Origin of the sequence: Paenibacillus sp. G2S3 (assembly GCF_030123105.1) — a bacterium.
In the GTDB taxonomy this organism is placed as follows: domain Bacteria; phylum Bacillota; class Bacilli; order Paenibacillales; family Paenibacillaceae; genus Paenibacillus_AQ.
Genome location: NZ_CP126095.1, coordinates 1,062,537 through 1,078,006, shown reverse-complemented (window position 1 = coordinate 1,078,006; position 15,470 = coordinate 1,062,537). Strand labels below are relative to the sequence as shown.

Sequence of the window (15,470 nt, the reverse complement as noted above, 5' to 3'; positions counted from 1 at the left end):
AAAGAATAGTATTAGCACAATTGCTATGTTATATTATTAAAGGTAAATATATACATTTTGGAAAGGGTGATTATTATGTCAGAAGCAGTTCTTAGAAATCAAGTCATTCAAAAGGCATGGGAAGATCCAAGTTTCAAGCAAAGATTACTAGCAGATCCAAAAGCAGCTCTCCAAGAAGCGCTAGGCGTAATCATTCCTGACAGTGTTACTTTGAAAGCCGTTGAAGAAGGTTCAAATGAATTCTATCTTGTAATTCCACCAAGTCCATCATCAGATGTATTGAAAGCAACCGCAGCACCACGCGGTTCTTGGTAAGACAGCAAGATTAACCTCATAGGGAGTAGGAATCATCCGGAGCTTCTGCCAATGGCAGTATGGTAATGGATTCGGTTCCTACTCCTTTTTTGCTTGTAAATCTCACTTCGCCTTGCATAGCTTCAATAATGCGGAAAGTGACCATTAATCCTAAACCTGTCCCTTTATTTTTCTTAGTGAAATATGGTTCTCCGAGTCGGTGCAGAACATCAGCGTCCATGCCTTCCCCGTTGTCTTTAATGTGAACAATCACCTTATCATCTTCACCGTACACTGACATATAAATGAACCCTTCCTCACGGAATGATTCAATGCTGTTCTTGATAATGTTGATGAACGCCTGCTTAAATTTCGAGGAATTTCCTTTTACCCATAATTGGCCGGATACATCCAGAATCATTTTCCCACCATTGATGTGACAAAGGGGCTGCATAATACTCTCAATATGCTTGAATTCGTCATATAAATTCAGACTAGAGATCGTCTCAAATTCTGGTTTAGCAAAGGTCAAGAAGTCAGTAATAATATTAGAGGCGCGATCTAGTTCGCTTAAGGCCATTGACATATAAATTTGTTCTTCGTTAAGGGATTTTTCGCTAAGCAGCTGAAGAAAACCCCGAGTGACCTGTAGTGGGTTTCGTACTTCATGCGCTACGGATGCAGCAAGCTCGCTAATGATCTCCATTTTTTCTGAACGCTCCAATTCATTATTGAAACGCTCTAGCTCTCTAGAATAATTAATAACCTGTTGATGGCTATAGGTCAATTTTCGTTCCAGAATTACGATCAGGGAAATAATGAAAGCAACCAGCCCCCACTTCCATAAGAACAAATCGTAGTTCCCTTTTTGGATGTAATACCATAGTAGCTCTGCAACTACAGTAAACGCAGCGATTCCAAATCCAATGGAAAAAACAATAGCATCTTTATTTCCTTTAAGAGAGAACATGATCACACATGCGATCAACAGGATGAACTGAAGAATGAGGATGAACCCTATGATGGTGGTAGAAACAAAATAATAGAACTCAATATAACGATTATTCGATAGGAGATTGATTAAAAGACATAACAAACAAAATGAGGAGTACAGTACTTGAAATTGACGAAATTTTCGAATGACAGCGAACTTACCACTACCGAATAATTTTTCAAATAAAAAAGTAAGCGCTGGTAGAAGTGAAAAAAGAGCTAAATCCAAACATACATTACTGATCGGCCCCAATTTACTGTAAAAGATATAGATGAAAGGGGAGTAGGTTATAGAAAGAATCCCGGTAGCCGCTATAACCACCGCTAGTGAAGCAATACTAGAGAAATAATCTTTGTTTATGTATAGAGCACTTATAAATAGAACGATAGCCACCAGAAAAAAAGCGCAGCCCAAAATCACATCACTTAGTCCATTCTCAATATACTCATTAACTAATTGACTGTGTTCACCAATCACTACACTTTCTTTAATTCCAATTCTGTCTTGCATCGTTGCTGTCCAGATATACAGTGTTTTCCCGTTATCTTCTTTACTTAAAGGCAACAGCAAAGAATAGTTATCCTTGATATATTTACGATTCTCTTCGAAGATCAAACGATCCTCCACATACACTCTCACATGAAGAGCATATAAAGTATCGATATACACTGAAGGAGACACATATTCAAAATCGGGTAAGGAAATACGGGTCCAAGAAGAGGATAACCCTGAAGGTAACTCCGGGAGTCCCTTCTTAGAATCTACGTTCATCCAGTTTTGCTGGCCTTCACTCCACGGAATCTCTTTTCCCGTGTCTCCTGCTTCTGCCTCCCATTTCATTTGCCACTTTGTAATTTCTTGAGATGGATATGGGTTCGCCGCCGATACAATGATAGAGCCATAACCTAGAAGGAGGAAAGAAAGGGTGATTGTAATGTGGAGTATTCTAACCATCAAGCGCATATAGGCACCTCAGAAGGAAGTTTCAGAAACAATATTCTGTGTGTACTACTTCGCTCACTACACTACCCTTTCCTCCTAAAAAACGGAATAAACATTAAGTTCTCCTAATTTTTTCTATACTTTGGCAATTTAATAATAATCTCCGTTCCTTCCCCCTTCTCACTCTGAAACTCTGTTGTCCCTTCCATCGCCTCAATAATTCGGAAGGTTACCATAAGTCCAAGCCCTGTTCCTTTTGTTTTATTAGAGTAATAAGGCTCACCCAATCGGGCCAGTTCACTACTACTCATTCCTTCCCCATTATCACGTACACTGATCATTACATGGCCTTCGGATTTCCAGGCTGTAATTCTAATAAGTCCATTATCCTGTATGGCTTCGATGCTATTTTTTATAATATTAATAAATGCTTGCTTGAATTTGGCAGACGATCCAATCACACAGAGTTCCGACTGCAGGTCAAGTTCAATGACTCCCCCTTGCAAATTCGCAAGCGGAGAGAGAATACCCGACACATGCCGTAACTCTTCGGATACATCAAGCCTCTCAATGGTCTCTAGCCCCGGCTTAGCAAAGGTAAGGAAGTCCGAGATAATAACCGTGGCTCTGTCCAGTTCTGCGATGGCCATGTGCATATATTCTCTCTCCTTATGATCTGACCGTTCTCCTAGGATCTGAAGGAAACCACGGGTTACCTGCAAGGGATTGCGCACCTCATGCGCCACAGAAGCCGCTAATTCACTTATAATTTCCATTTTCTCGGAACGCTGCAAATCATTATTGAACGTCTCAAGCTTTCGAGAATATTCAACGAGTTGTTCATGGTTTCTCGTAAACCTTCTGCCCAGAATGACGATTAAGGATAATACGAAAAACATCATCCCCCACTTCCACCAATATAATTGATAGGTTTCTCTGGATATGTAGTACACGACTAATTCGCCTAGAGATACAAATGCAAATATAGTAAAACCTGCGGTGAAAACAATAGCATCCCCGTTACCCCGATAAGTATGAATAAACGCCAAGCTTAACAATAATATAAATTGCACAATCATAAGAATACCTAAAACGTTAGCAGTCATGATTCTATAAAAGTCTTCCAGCTGGTACGACAGAAGGATATTAATAACCATTAGTGAAAAACAGAATATAGAATACAGCATCTGAAACTTGCGGAATCGAGTGACGATTTGTTTCTTCCCTGAACCGAACACTTTCTCAAAATAAAATGTTAAGGTTGGCAATAAGGTATACAAGGCTAAATCAAAGAAGATAAGCACGATTTTCCCATAATCCCCGAGGATGATCGGCAAGAATGAAGAATACGTAACCACTATGATTCCAATGGATAAAAGAATGATCACTAACAAAAATCCGTCCGTAAAAAATCCTTTTCTCAAGAATAATGAGCAAATCAACAAGACAATAGCTATAAAGATAAACGTCGTCCCAAAGATGATATCCATTAAGCCCTGCTTCACATAAATGGACAACAGCTTACTATAGCGATCTACTCTTATTTCGCCTTCTATCCCTAAATCCTTGCTACCTCCCTGGGTCCATATATATAGTTCTTGTCCTCCATCTTCTTTGGATAGAGGAATTAAAATTTTGCTGCCGTTGAAATTATATTTATTCTCAGAATCATATACTAACGCGTTATTCACATAAGCCTTGACGCTATTTCCATATACCTTATTAATGAATAACGCTGATTTCTCACTCATTTGCGGCAAAGAAAACCGGAGCCACGCTGAGGATGTACCTCTTGGAGTCTCTGGTTTGCTATCATGAGGCGTTACGCGAATCCATTCATCGTCTGAAGCTGCTACAGCTTCTTCGACAGTCTCTGCTTCTGTATTTCCAAATCTAATCTCCCAACTTGGTAGCGCAGAGTCTGAAGATCCAGCACTCACTATCGCCGCACCGTAAGGCACTATTGCAGTTAGCAATAGAAATAATAGCAAAGTAGCCGCTATCTTTGGTTTTGGCAACTTCATCGTAGCACCTCAGTAAATTCATTAGTTGTTTAAATGTTCATATATGCTTCTTAATTTCGACAACCTTCGCACTATTCCTGCCTATTCTTGTAAATTTTCTCGAAAAAAGACGTTATTTATCAGTGTTATTCCCCTGATTATTTGTAAGACGATTCGATCATAGGCATTCGGGTAAAGATACATATAAGAAGTCTAAAACTTATCTAACTGAGGGAGTGAACGGCTATGGAAGATACACCTAATAAAACTGAAGCCGATTTTGCATATGAGCGTTATATACATGCCGATATTGATGCAGAGGATGTCGTCAATGAAGATGCCGACCCCGCGTTGGTTGGCGATAAATATTTGGCGGCGGATATTGGTTTAAACCAACCGGAGGAAATGCTCGAAAGAAATGACTTACTGGAATCCGATGCAATTCTGGCTGCTGAAACGGCAGGACTAACAAGCAGCGATATCGATTACGCTGAGGACGAGGAGCTACTAGAGATGGAAGAGGAGGAAGCGCCTCTGGAAGACATTCCTGATGCAGATGAGGTGTATCCAGGATCCATCATCGACCCGGCTTCACCACCTGTGGATGGTATGCCTGGAACGGACATCATAAACGGATCACAGGGAGATTAGAACAAATAAAGCCGCCGGACTAGAATGATATGCTCCCTTCATAGTAGACAGTAGAAAAAACAAAAACTTCTACTGCTACAATGAAGGGAGTTTTTCTAATGTCTAAAAGAAGTCCAGCATCTTTAGAAGTAAAATTACATGTCGTACGGCTGTGCCTTGAGCACAAGTCGAATCCAAACTATGAGGCAAAACAGCGAGGTCTTAGTTCGCACACGATTAGAGAATGGATTAGGAAATATAAAGCAGATGGTTTGGACGGGTTAAAGGAATCGAGAACATGGAAAACATACTCTAAGGAATTCAAACTAGCTGCTGTTAACGAAGTGTTGTCTGGTCGTTTCTCCGTTGAAGAGGCGACAAACAAGCATCATATTTCAAGTAGAAGTGTTTTGATTAAATGGATTACCAAGTATACTAATGAGATAGAATTAAAACCTACACATAAAGGAAAAGGACTATCTCATATGAACAAAGGGCGTAAAACAACTTTCGAAGAACGTATTGAAATTGCACAATATACCATCGCTAATGAATTGGATTATCAGAAAGCGATTGAAAAGTACGGTGTATCTTATCAGCAAGTTTACGCATGGGTTCGGAAATATCAAGCTGGCCGTGAGGAAGCTCTTCAGGACAATCGAGGTCGTAAAAAGCCTGTAGAAGAACTAGAGGACCATGAACGTCTTAAGCTACGGATTAAAGAGCTAGAAGCGCGAAATGAATACCTAGAGATGGAGAATGACTTCGCAAAAAAGTTGGCGGAGATCAAGCGACGAAATACACGCTAACCCTTGTTAGACAAGTAAACTTGTATCAAGCGATTCAAGAACTGAACAAAGAAAAAGGTCACGCAATTACGAAGTTGTGTGCGTTAGCTGGGGTTGCTCGATCTGCCTATTACAAGTGGTTAAAATGGAAACCCTCTTGCATAGAACTTGAAACTCGTGCGTTAGCGAAAGAAGTAAAGCTACGATATGACAAGCGAAAAGGGATTCTTGGCTACCGTCAAATGCGCACGCAATTAAACCGAAAGCTCAAAAAGCCGTATAACAAAAAGCGTTATTACCGAATTATGTGTGCTCTTGGGCTTAAAGCAGTCATTCGTAGAAAACGAGCGAGTTATGTGAAAGCTACGGAGATCCATGTAGCTGAAAATGTAATGAACCGTAACTTTGATGCCAATTCTCCTAATTCAAAATGGTGTACAGATGTGACAGAACTGAAATACGGGAATGGGCGCAAAGCCTATTTGAGCGCTATTATTGATGTATATGATAATTCCATTGTCTCATGGGTATTAAGCCCCTCCAACAACAATAAACTCGTGATGGATACGTTGAAGAGGGCTTACGCGAAGAACCCTGGCGTAAGTCCTCTTCTACAAAGCGACAGAGGCTTCCAGTATACTTCTCATGAGTACAACCGACTTCATGTGAAATACGGATTTAAGAAAAGCATGTCTCGTGTAAGCCGATGTTTGGACAACCAACCTATTGAGCGTTTTTGGGGTACATACAAGTCAGAAAGCTATTATCTTACAAAGTATGATACCTATGAAGATGTCCTCACAGAGGTTAGCCAATATATTTACTACTATAATAATTACCGCTACGTAGAATGTTTGGATGGCTTGTCACCTAACGAATACCGACGTGCTGCATAACGAAGATACCTCAGCTCTGGTAATACGAGTTGAGGTATCTAAACTAACTCTTTTTTTGTTTTTTAGACTGTCTACTTGACAGGGTGCACTTCAGAATCCGGCGGCTTTATTTGTTTTTCATTATGAGCACTAACCTCGGTTATTCTACTGAACGTGCTGCTGCGATTTGAGCATCCAGCTTACGGGTCTTAACCAACACCGCTGCTACAAGCAGCATCACCCCATTGATCACAAACACCCAGCGGATCTGGATAAATGCTCCAAGTAAGCCCCCTATAATAGGCCCGGCCATTGTCGCGAGTTGAGAGGCCGCTTGGTTGAGACCAAAAGCACGTCCGCGAAACCCGGGCTCAATCACTTGTACAATCATTGCATTTACAGATGGAAGCACACCTGCATAGAACAAGCCGTAGGCAAAACGAAGAACGGCGAATTCCACATACCCTGTAACAAAGAATTGCAGAATGTTACCGATACCTCCGCCGATTAATCCAATGAACAAGATCATCCCGAAGCCCTTCCTGCTCCCGATTCTACCCCACTGTGGAGCCATTAGCACAGTAGCAATACCCACAGCGGAGAATACAATGCCTGAGCTTAGCGAGGCGCTGCTTTTGGCGATCCCCATGTCTAGCAGATGTATCGGAATAAGCGGCTCCAGAATCATAACAGAAAAGGTGCTAATCCCCGCCAGCGATAGCAAAGTCATAAATGCGCGATTACTTCTCGCTTCTTTGATATCATCACTCACATGTGACCTCGGGGCAGATCGGTCAAAGTTCTCCTCTTTAGCAAAAAAAGTAGCGATAAGTGCCGAAACAAGTACAATACCTGCCGAGAATAAAAAAGCAACCCGATTGCTAGTATAAAAACTCACTACACCGCCGATCAACGGACCAATGATACTGCCCGTTGCTCCAGCTGTAGACATAATACTCAGCGCATAACCGGTTCTATTCTCAGGTGTGTTCGTGGCCACCATGGCAATTGCAGCGGGAACAAATCCTGCAAGTAACCCTTGCAGGACGCGCACGATCAGAAAGACGTAAGGATCATGCACGAAATAATTAATCAGATATAAGGCTGCCAAACTAAAGCCCGAGCGAATAAGCATCGGCTTCCGACCGTATTTGTCGGCGAGGGAACCCCAGTAGGGAGAAATTAAAGCGCTGGCTAGAAAGGTTATGCCAAAACTAACCCCAGACCAAATTTCCAAATGATTCGTAACCCCAAGCTCGTCACTCAAAAAAATGGATAAGAACGGAATAGAAATCGAATACGCCGTACTACAAAAAAAGACACCTACCCAAAGCACGATTAAGTTCCGTTTCCATGAAAAGCGCATGATCTACACATCCCTTCTTGATGTTCTCGCGGAAACATTCCTATTATTGTAAACCTCTTTTGAGGATGTGCCAATCCCACATGTCACAACTGACCTTTGCATGTAAAGGGACAAAGAGGTTATTATGAGAAGTACCTACGAGATTATTGAAGAAAAAGGAGAGATTGATTAGTGAAGTCTACACGAGCAAGATCTGCTATCCTAATGGTCATGTTATGCCTGGTGATGGTTATTGCAGCAGGTTGCGGTAATAAGCCTACCAATAACAATGCCAGTGGTAATAACGGAAGCAGCAGTGGCGCAGCAGGAAATAACACAAGTAGTAATGAGACAAATCCTGGGGCTACCGAGGGACTGCCTTCAGCTACAGCAAGCCACCCCATAGTGACCATTGAGATGGATAACGGAGGCATTATCAAAGCCGAGCTTTATCCTGAAGTTGCCCCTAATACTGTGAACAACTTCATCTCACTGATTCAAAAAGGATTTTATGACGGCACCATTTTCCATAGAGTTATCCCTGACTTCATGATTCAGGGCGGTGACCCTGATGGTACAGGCATGGGTGGCCCTGGATATAGTATCGCTGGAGAATTCTCCGGAAACGGGTTCACCAATAACCTGTTGCATACGGAAGGGGTTCTGTCCATGGCAAGATCGCAGGCTCCAGATTCTGCTGGTTCCCAGTTCTTTATTATGGATGCAGCATACCCTAGCCTAGATGGAAGCTATGCCGCTTTTGGTAAAGTTACCGAGGGTATGGAAGTGGTTAAATCCATTGTTGGCTTGAAAAGAGATGGTTCCGATCGTCCGGAAGAGCCACCAGTGATGAAGAAAGTAACCGTCGACACACTGGGCGTCACTTACCCAGAACCACAAAAGGTACAATAATAAGCAAAAACGCCTTCGGCGTCCTTAATGGACGGTAAGCGTTTATGCGAGAAATATAAGGATAATATATAGCGTGAAACTTATAAATTCTTATATTTAAAAAACTCGGCAAGCTCCCAACCGGAAAGAATTCGGATGGACTGCCGAGTTTTTTTATTAAGGATAACTAATGGATGAATCTATGTGACTTATCCCCGTAGTGATCTTCTGCTAAGAGCATGTTGACCGTTACGCAGGAAAGTACTACGAGTATTTCTTAATAAGGATATCCGTTCCTCTGCAAGCTGATTTGCTGCGACAGAAGTAGGAATTCCGTTTAAACGTGAGATTTCAAGGACGCGGGTGATGTTATCGTAAATTTTTGAAACCTGCTTAAACGCACGCTCCTTATTATAGCCATTCAGCTCATCCGCGATATTAATAACGCCACCGGCATTAATCACATAATCAGGAGCATACACAATGCCCATTTCGTAAAGAGTCTCGCCATGATAGGCCTCTTTTAACTGATTGTTGGCCGCACCTGCGATCACCTTTGCCTTAATTACCCGCAGGGATTCATCATTGATCGTTGCTCCGAGTGCACATGGAGCATAGATATCACAGTCTGTACTGATAATATCTGCAGGATCGACTGCTTTAGCGCCATAAGCCTCTACCGCGCGCCCCACAGCTTCTTTATGAATATCGGTTACGATAAGCTGAGCGCCTTCTTCATGAAGATGCTTGCACAGCGAAAAAGCCACATTCCCAACGCCTTGAACGGCTACAGTCTTCCCTTCGAGCGAATCACTGCCAAACGCTGCTTTGGCCGCTGCCTTCATCCCTTGGTATACGCCGTAAGCCGTAGCTGGTGAAGGATTGCCCGAGGAACCGTATGTAGGTGATGTTCCTGTAACATAATCTGTCTCTTGATAGATAATGTTCATATCTTCTTCGGTAGTACCAACATCCTCGGCTGTGATGTAGCGTCCATTCAAGCCCTGTATGTATCTTCCAAAAGCACGGAACATAGCTTCATTCTTATCCTTCTTGGGATCCCCTATGATCACTGTTTTTCCACCGCCTAAATTTAGGCCGGATACTGCATTTTTGTATGTCATCCCTTTTGCTAATCGAAGCGCGTCAACAATTGCATCCTCTTCTGTAGCATAGGTCCACATCCGTGTTCCACCCAGTGCGGGCCCTAATGTCGTGTCATGAATGGCGATGATGGCCTTTAATCCTGATGCTTTATCCTGACAAAATAACAGTTCCTCGTAATCGTCCCGCTCCAATGCTGCAAATAATTCCATTCTCAATATCCCCTGTCTCTTTGTTATATTCCACATGTTGGTTATTACTCTTACCACACAAAATATTGTAGCAGAATGCGTCGTAAAACAAAAAGAACCACATCACCATCATAACTTCTAATGAATGACGTGGCTCTTATATGAGTGCTACTGTACAGAATAGAGTGCAATTGTCAAAATGCGTTACAGCTTAGCAATTGTTTCTGTAAGAACAGGTACGATTTGCGATTTGCGGGATACTACACCTTTGAGAAGTGCTTTATTATCATCAAGCTTCACGTTGTACGCCTGTTCAACTGCACCTGCAACACGGCCCAGAGCCAGACCTACGGAATCGTTATTGAGGATATCTGTAACTACGAACAGGAACAAATCCAATCCTTTTTCAGCAATAATGGAAGTAAGTGCAGTTTCCAGTTCAGCTTGTTTGGAAAGAACATCATTAACGTCAACCGCGTTCACTTGAGCGATTTCGACTTTGTATTCACCCATTTTGAATTCCTTAGCATCCAAGGAAATCAGTTGAGCGATACTCTTGTCGCTAAGATCAGCGCCAGCCTTCAGCATGTCGAGACCGTAGCTTTCTGCATCTACACCAGCGATTTCAGCAAGCTCGCGTGCTGCAGCTACATCTTCCGCTGTGCATGTTGGTGATTTAAACAGCAAGGAATCAGAAATGATCGCAGACAGCATCAATCCGGCGATTTCTTTAGGGATAGCAACTCCGTTTTCTTTATACAGCTTGTTAAGAATAGTAGCTGTACAGCCAACTGGCTCAGCACGATAGTATAACGGATGTGCAGTCTCAAAGTTTGCGATCCGGTGATGGTCGATAACTTCAACCACACGCACTTGATCAATGTCATTCGCACTTTGTTGGCGTTCGTTATGGTCAACAAGAATAACCTGAGTTGCTTCACCAGCTACGTTCTCTACCAGACGAGGAGCTGCTACTCCGAAATGATCAAGCGCAAATTGCGTTTCACCACTAACGTCACCCAGACGAACGGCCTCAGCATCCCAGCCCAATTCCTTTTTGAGTGCAGCATAAGCAATTGCAGAACAAATGGTATCCGTATCCGGATTTTTGTGTCCAAAAACCAAAGTTTTTTCCATTTCCAATCTCCTTACTATGTTTTAGTGAGATTAATATACCATACATTGATAGCGGCTTCCAGATTGTCCAGTTTGAAAAATGCTTTATCGCAATTCTATCAACCTCTTCTAAGGCTGCTCACGCCTCGTCTTCGGAAGCGGATCCGGCTTGGTTTCACCATGTAGCGGTTCATTATCTGAGAAAAGATCAGGGTTTTCCTTCAGCATCTGACTTAGAATATCCGTCGTTTCAACCGTTCCACATACTCTAACCAGTGCATCTCCAAAATTGCCCTTACGCATGGCTCCGCCTTCCTCAAGCTCTCGCTCTACCTTCCAAAAATGCTCCGACCACGAGAGACCACAGTGTCTGCGCGAAGGCACCATGATTTCATCACCACCTGGTGTTATCGTATATAGCTCCTCATGGCTATCTGTCATTCTGCCTGGAATATCCACCCACTCTTCGATCCCGTGAATGAACGTATTCCGCCGAAGATCAACACCCAGCAATACAATTTCCGCCTTACGATCAAGCAGCTTGCCCCACGCTGAGCCACGGGCGCATGGCGTATCCCAGCGTTCATCTCCTGTGGTAAATTGTTCTGCATCTTCACCCAACGCCGCTACAGAATGCGTCGGATGCCAAGAGCGAATGACACCGGGACGTTTACGGAACAGCTCCGGTAATATCCCTACACAAGATGGGGAATCTTGAACAGAGAACCGTGGATTGTCTGCATTAATATAAGCCCATGTATGGGTTGGCAGTACAAGTAGCCCGTCCTTCATATATTCACTGAGCACATCCAGCACCGTGTCCGCGCCACCCTCTACTTCGCCAATACTTTTTAAAGAGGAATGAACCAGAATGGTCCCCCGTGGATCAAGCTTAAGTTCCTGTAGTTGTTTCATCAAACTAGCTGTTGTATGCATTATACGCTCTCCTTATGTATGGATTAGATTGTGCGAAACATAAATCTCTACTTGCAAAAATCGCACTTAACTATTAAAATTATAGTAACTTAATAATACTCACTAATATTCTATCGATCACAATATAACTTGCTCACATTTAGCATTTACACGGAGGTAATTACACATGACTTTAACATTAAAAGGACTACACCACGTATCCGCGATTACAGGTAAAGCGCAGGAAAACTTCAAGTTCTATACTGAAGTACTTGGACTGCGTCTCATTAAAAAGACAGTCAATCAGGATGATATTTCAGTGTATCATTTATTCTATGGTGATGAGAAGGGTAATCCCGGAACTGAATTAACTTTCTTCGAACTCCCAATGGCGGGTCGCACTCGCGAAGGGAATAACAGCATCTCCGCGCTCTCTCTTCGAGTGCCAAGCGATGCCGCACTTACCTATTGGGAGCAGCGCTTCACTGAGCTTAACGTAGAGCATGGAACGATTCAAACACTCGGTGGCCGCCAGACATTATCCTTCCGTGATCACGAGAGACAACGTTTCATCCTCGTATCTGACGAAAATGATCATGGTGTTGCCGGCGGTACGCCTTGGGCCAAAAGCCCGGTACCTGCTGAGTATGGAATTGTTGGTCTAGGTCCCGCACATCTTACCGTTGAAAGTGCAGAGCATACGGCGGTTGTACTGGAGCACTTGCTTGGCTTCCGCCGTAAAGGCTCTTATCCTTCAACAGTAGTGGGTCAACCAGATGTGATCGTATTCGAGACTGGAGAAGGCGGATCGGGCGCAGAGGTTCACTTGGAAGAACGTAATGATCTAGATCAGGAGCATTTGGGACGAGGCGGTGTACACCATGTCGCATTCCGTGTGGATAACGAGGAAGAATTAAAGCAATGGATTGAGCATATTCGCACAGCTCAGCTTCCTAACTCCGGATTCGTGGATCGTTTCTACTTCCGCTCCCTTTATTTCCGTGAGCCTAACGGCATTCTTTTTGAGCTAGCTACTGACGGACCCGGATTTGCTACTGATGAGCCGATGGAAAGTTTAGGTGAATCCCTTGCATTGCCGCCTTTTCTGGAATCCAAGCGTGAGCAAATCGAAGCTTATCTTAAACCGCTGGATACTCGGCAGTAAGATTCCTCGGTTCATTTAATAAAAGGTGTGAGTCGCTTATGCGCTCAAACCTTATTTTTTTATTGAGGATTAGCTGTCTTCCCTACAATGTCTAATAGCTCCGACAGATCTCGAATTTCGTATTCTGGTTGAACACCCGACGAATTCTCTTTACCGAGCGGGTTAAACCAGCAGGTATCAATCCCATAATTAATGCCGCCTTGAATATCAGAGGTTAAGGAGTCTCCAACAATCAGTACTTTTTCCTTATCCGAAATCCCCAGTTTGGCAAAAGCATAATCAAAAATTCCTGTCTCCGGCTTCTGACAGCCAGCTTCCTCTGAAATAATGATCTGCTCAAATGTTTCACTAAGCGGTGACCCTTGGATTCTGGAAGTCTGCACTTCCTTAATTCCGTTCGTAATGATTGCCAGTCGACAATCAGCAAGTTCCTCACAAAGCTCGATCGCTCCCTGGATCAGAAAGGTTCCCTCGCCTAAGAAACGTAGATACGCTTCACTAAACGCCTCAGGATCTAGCTCCAGCGCATTCGCAGCGAATAACCGATTAAACCGTTCCACGCGTAATGCCGCCGAACTAATCTTCCCTTGCTCCAAATCCCGCCACAGCGCATGATTAATCTCCTGATAACTGACAGCATAATCCTCTGCACCTGTGGGCATCCCAACATGTAGAAATGCGTTAGATAATGCGTGACTTTCTGCCATTCCGTAATCAAACAGTGTATCGTCAGCATCGAATAAAATAACGTCGTATTTCATAATATCCCCCAAAACTCTTTTCTCAAAAAGGTACTACAGTGATACAATCAAGTCAACTTATCAGTCAGACGACAAAAATTTACTTTTTTAAGGTAGTTTTAAGCGAATTGTGTTATTTTAAAAAGAAAACGGTGGTGAGCGTCATATTATACGTTTTATCGTTTCTAATGTCTTTTTCTATCGTCTACTTTCTAATTCCGCCGCTCGGCAGACTAGCTTTCCGACTCGATTTTGTGGACAAGCCTCGTCAGGACGTTGAGCGTAAAATTCATAGAGAGCCAATACCGCTTACGGCCAGTTACGCCATATTCATCGGATTCTTCATTACTTATTTGGTATTTGCCCGTGAATTCTCCATGGAGACCGTCGCACTGTTTGCAGGTGGCGTACTGCTGCTGACCATAGGCACCATAGATGATTGGTACAAAACAAAGGGTAAAGATTTCCCTGCACTGCCCAAAATGATTGTACAGGTTAGTGCGGCTGTTCTCGTTTATCTTTCCGGCAACGCATTTACAGGCTTCTACAACCCCTTCTCAGGGGATTATATCGTTCTACCCGTTGTATTACAGTTTCTGTTGACGATTATCTGGATCTTCGGCGTAACTACTGTCATTAATTTCTCGGATGGTATGGATGGGTTGGCTGGTGCATTAACTGCTATTTCGGCCATAACACTATTTATTGTCGCATTAACTAAGGGGCAATCCTCTTCTGCGATTATGGCGATTGCGCTCGTCGGTGTCACCATTGCTTATCTGCGCTATAACAAACCGCCTGCCAAAATCTTTATGGGCGACGCCGGAGCTACCTTTCTCGGCTTCATCCTTGCGGTAATCGCACTCGACGGTGCGTTTAAGCAAGCCACGGCCCTGTCGCTGTTCATCCCGATTTTGGCGCTGGGCGTTCCGATCTTCGACAATATTTTTGTCGTCGTCAAACGCTTTATCCAAGGCAAGTCCATTTATCAGGCCGACGCTACCCAGGCTCATTACCGCCTGCTCCGTGCAGGTCTGAGCCAGAAGCAAGTCGTTGCCGTGTTATGCTTGATCAGCGTCTGCTTATCTTTATCCTCAATCATTCTGCTGCTAATCGAGACTTGATGTATTGTTTGCGGATTAGTATCGTACAAGAGCAATCGCATCGGCTAGTCCATTGAAGTAATAAAAACGAGCAAGTTTCCAATATGGAGACTTGCTCGTTTCTTGTTTAACGCTATTAGGGAGAGCCGGATTATCAAGATCCTCGGGATCTAAGTGGAGCTGCGGTGAGCTGCGCGGATCTACTGCGTTTACGGCGATCGACGCTGATCTACTGAGCCGCTTCTACTGGGTTTGGGGTGAGCTGCGCGGATCTGACGAAACTTTCGCGGCCTTCGGACCCTGGAGGCGTTATTTGTGGATTTCCGAGCTTTTTGCGGCAGTTTCGGACTCCAGAGACGCTATTGCCCATAAAT

General features: G+C 43.4%; 14 protein-coding genes. 7 read left to right on the top strand and 7 right to left on the bottom strand.

Going from position 1 to position 15,470, the window contains the following annotated elements; genetic code table 11:
• Positions 1–75 precede the first annotated feature (75 nt).
• The gene (locus QNH28_RS04715; RefSeq protein WP_170880314.1) at positions 76–315 is read left to right on the top strand and encodes an NHLP leader peptide family RiPP precursor; all 240 of its coding nucleotides are present in this window, start codon (positions 76–78) and stop codon (positions 313–315) included.
• A 16-nt stretch (positions 316–331) separates the two neighbouring features.
• On the opposite strand, the gene QNH28_RS04710 is transcribed toward QNH28_RS04715, so the two are convergent.
• Positions 332–2,242 (bottom strand): sensor histidine kinase, encoded by a 1,911-nt coding sequence (locus tag QNH28_RS04710; protein WP_283912051.1) that lies wholly within the window; start codon positions 2,240–2,242, stop codon positions 332–334.
• Positions 2,243–2,355: 113 nt separating this feature from the next.
• On the bottom strand, positions 2,356–4,254 hold the full coding sequence (locus QNH28_RS04705; protein ID WP_283910374.1) for a sensor histidine kinase: 1,899 nt from the start codon (positions 4,252–4,254) through the stop codon (positions 2,356–2,358).
• 225 nt (positions 4,255–4,479) lie between these two features.
• On the opposite strand from QNH28_RS04705, the gene QNH28_RS04700 reads away from it, so the two are divergent.
• The 3 genes from QNH28_RS04700 to QNH28_RS04690 all read left to right on the top strand — a co-directional run bounded on the left by QNH28_RS04700 (position 4,480) and on the right by QNH28_RS04690 (position 6,547).
• Complete coding sequence (locus tag QNH28_RS04700) at positions 4,480–4,884, top strand: hypothetical protein (protein WP_283910373.1); 405 nt, start codon at positions 4,480–4,482, stop codon at positions 4,882–4,884.
• A gap of 98 nt (positions 4,885–4,982) precedes the next feature.
• Positions 4,983–5,672: a helix-turn-helix domain-containing protein gene (locus tag QNH28_RS04695; RefSeq protein WP_283910372.1), complete on the top strand. Its 690-nt coding sequence runs from the start codon at positions 4,983–4,985 to the stop codon at positions 5,670–5,672.
• Between the two features lie 20 nt (positions 5,673–5,692).
• Positions 5,693–6,547: an IS3 family transposase gene (locus QNH28_RS04690; RefSeq protein ID WP_283910371.1), complete on the top strand. Its 855-nt coding sequence runs from the start codon at positions 5,693–5,695 to the stop codon at positions 6,545–6,547.
• A 139-nt stretch (positions 6,548–6,686) separates the two neighbouring features.
• Here QNH28_RS04690 and QNH28_RS04685 read toward each other — a convergent pair whose 3' ends face one another.
• Positions 6,687–7,892, bottom strand: a complete 1,206-nt coding sequence (locus QNH28_RS04685) for an MFS transporter (RefSeq protein ID WP_283910370.1) — start codon at positions 7,890–7,892, stop codon at positions 6,687–6,689.
• A gap of 204 nt (positions 7,893–8,096) precedes the next feature.
• On the opposite strand from QNH28_RS04685, the gene QNH28_RS04680 reads away from it, so the two are divergent.
• Positions 8,097–8,783 (top strand): peptidylprolyl isomerase, encoded by a 687-nt coding sequence (locus QNH28_RS04680; RefSeq protein ID WP_283912050.1) that lies wholly within the window; start codon positions 8,097–8,099, stop codon positions 8,781–8,783.
• A 188-nt stretch (positions 8,784–8,971) separates the two neighbouring features.
• Here the strand turns inward: QNH28_RS04680 and QNH28_RS04675 are convergent, their stop codons facing one another.
• The 3 genes from QNH28_RS04675 to QNH28_RS04665 all read right to left on the bottom strand — a co-directional run bounded on the left by QNH28_RS04675 (position 8,972) and on the right by QNH28_RS04665 (position 12,109).
• Positions 8,972–10,078: a Glu/Leu/Phe/Val family dehydrogenase gene (locus tag QNH28_RS04675; protein WP_283910369.1), complete on the bottom strand. Its 1,107-nt coding sequence runs from the start codon at positions 10,076–10,078 to the stop codon at positions 8,972–8,974.
• A gap of 183 nt (positions 10,079–10,261) precedes the next feature.
• A complete protein-coding gene (locus QNH28_RS04670) occupies positions 10,262–11,194 on the bottom strand; it encodes a manganese-dependent inorganic pyrophosphatase (protein WP_283910368.1) in 933 nt (310 codons plus the stop codon).
• Positions 11,195–11,302: 108 nt separating this feature from the next.
• Positions 11,303–12,109, bottom strand: a complete 807-nt coding sequence (locus QNH28_RS04665; protein ID WP_283910367.1) for an AAC(3) family N-acetyltransferase — start codon at positions 12,107–12,109, stop codon at positions 11,303–11,305.
• 166 nt (positions 12,110–12,275) lie between these two features.
• Between QNH28_RS04665 and QNH28_RS04660 the strand changes: the two genes are divergently transcribed.
• Positions 12,276–13,253 (top strand): ring-cleaving dioxygenase, encoded by a 978-nt coding sequence (locus QNH28_RS04660; RefSeq protein WP_283910366.1) that lies wholly within the window; start codon positions 12,276–12,278, stop codon positions 13,251–13,253.
• 59 nt (positions 13,254–13,312) lie between these two features.
• On the opposite strand, the gene QNH28_RS04655 is transcribed toward QNH28_RS04660, so the two are convergent.
• On the bottom strand, positions 13,313–14,014 hold the full coding sequence (locus QNH28_RS04655; protein ID WP_283910365.1) for a YjjG family noncanonical pyrimidine nucleotidase: 702 nt from the start codon (positions 14,012–14,014) through the stop codon (positions 13,313–13,315).
• 167 nt (positions 14,015–14,181) lie between these two features.
• Between QNH28_RS04655 and QNH28_RS04650 the strand changes: the two genes are divergently transcribed.
• Entirely contained in the window at positions 14,182–15,117 is a 936-nt protein-coding gene (locus QNH28_RS04650) for an MraY family glycosyltransferase (RefSeq protein WP_042124401.1), read from the top strand.
• Positions 15,118–15,470 lie beyond the last annotated feature (353 nt).

Coding starts and splice junctions, on each gene's coding strand:
- QNH28_RS04660 (WP_283910366.1), top strand. CDS start 12,276: ATGACTTTAACATTAAAAGGACTACACCACGTATCCGCGATTACAGGT.
- QNH28_RS04695 (WP_283910372.1), top strand. CDS start 4,983: ATGTCTAAAAGAAGTCCAGCATCTTTAGAAGTAAAATTACATGTCGTA.
- QNH28_RS04700 (WP_283910373.1), top strand. CDS start 4,480: ATGGAAGATACACCTAATAAAACTGAAGCCGATTTTGCATATGAGCGT.
- QNH28_RS04665 (WP_283910367.1), bottom strand. CDS start 12,109: ATGCATACAACAGCTAGTTTGATGAAACAACTACAGGAACTTAAGCTT.
- QNH28_RS04705 (WP_283910374.1), bottom strand. CDS start 4,254: ATGAAGTTGCCAAAACCAAAGATAGCGGCTACTTTGCTATTATTTCTA.
- QNH28_RS04650 (WP_042124401.1), top strand. CDS start 14,182: ATGTCTTTTTCTATCGTCTACTTTCTAATTCCGCCGCTCGGCAGACTA.
- QNH28_RS04670 (WP_283910368.1), bottom strand. CDS start 11,194: ATGGAAAAAACTTTGGTTTTTGGACACAAAAATCCGGATACGGATACC.
- QNH28_RS04685 (WP_283910370.1), bottom strand. CDS start 7,892: ATGCGCTTTTCATGGAAACGGAACTTAATCGTGCTTTGGGTAGGTGTC.
- QNH28_RS04710 (WP_283912051.1), bottom strand. CDS start 2,242: ATGGTTAGAATACTCCACATTACAATCACCCTTTCTTTCCTCCTTCTA.
- QNH28_RS04715 (WP_170880314.1), top strand. CDS start 76: ATGTCAGAAGCAGTTCTTAGAAATCAAGTCATTCAAAAGGCATGGGAA.
- QNH28_RS04655 (WP_283910365.1), bottom strand. CDS start 14,014: ATGAAATACGACGTTATTTTATTCGATGCTGACGATACACTGTTTGAT.
- QNH28_RS04680 (WP_283912050.1), top strand. CDS start 8,097: ATGGTCATGTTATGCCTGGTGATGGTTATTGCAGCAGGTTGCGGTAAT.
- QNH28_RS04675 (WP_283910369.1), bottom strand. CDS start 10,078: ATGGAATTATTTGCAGCATTGGAGCGGGACGATTACGAGGAACTGTTA.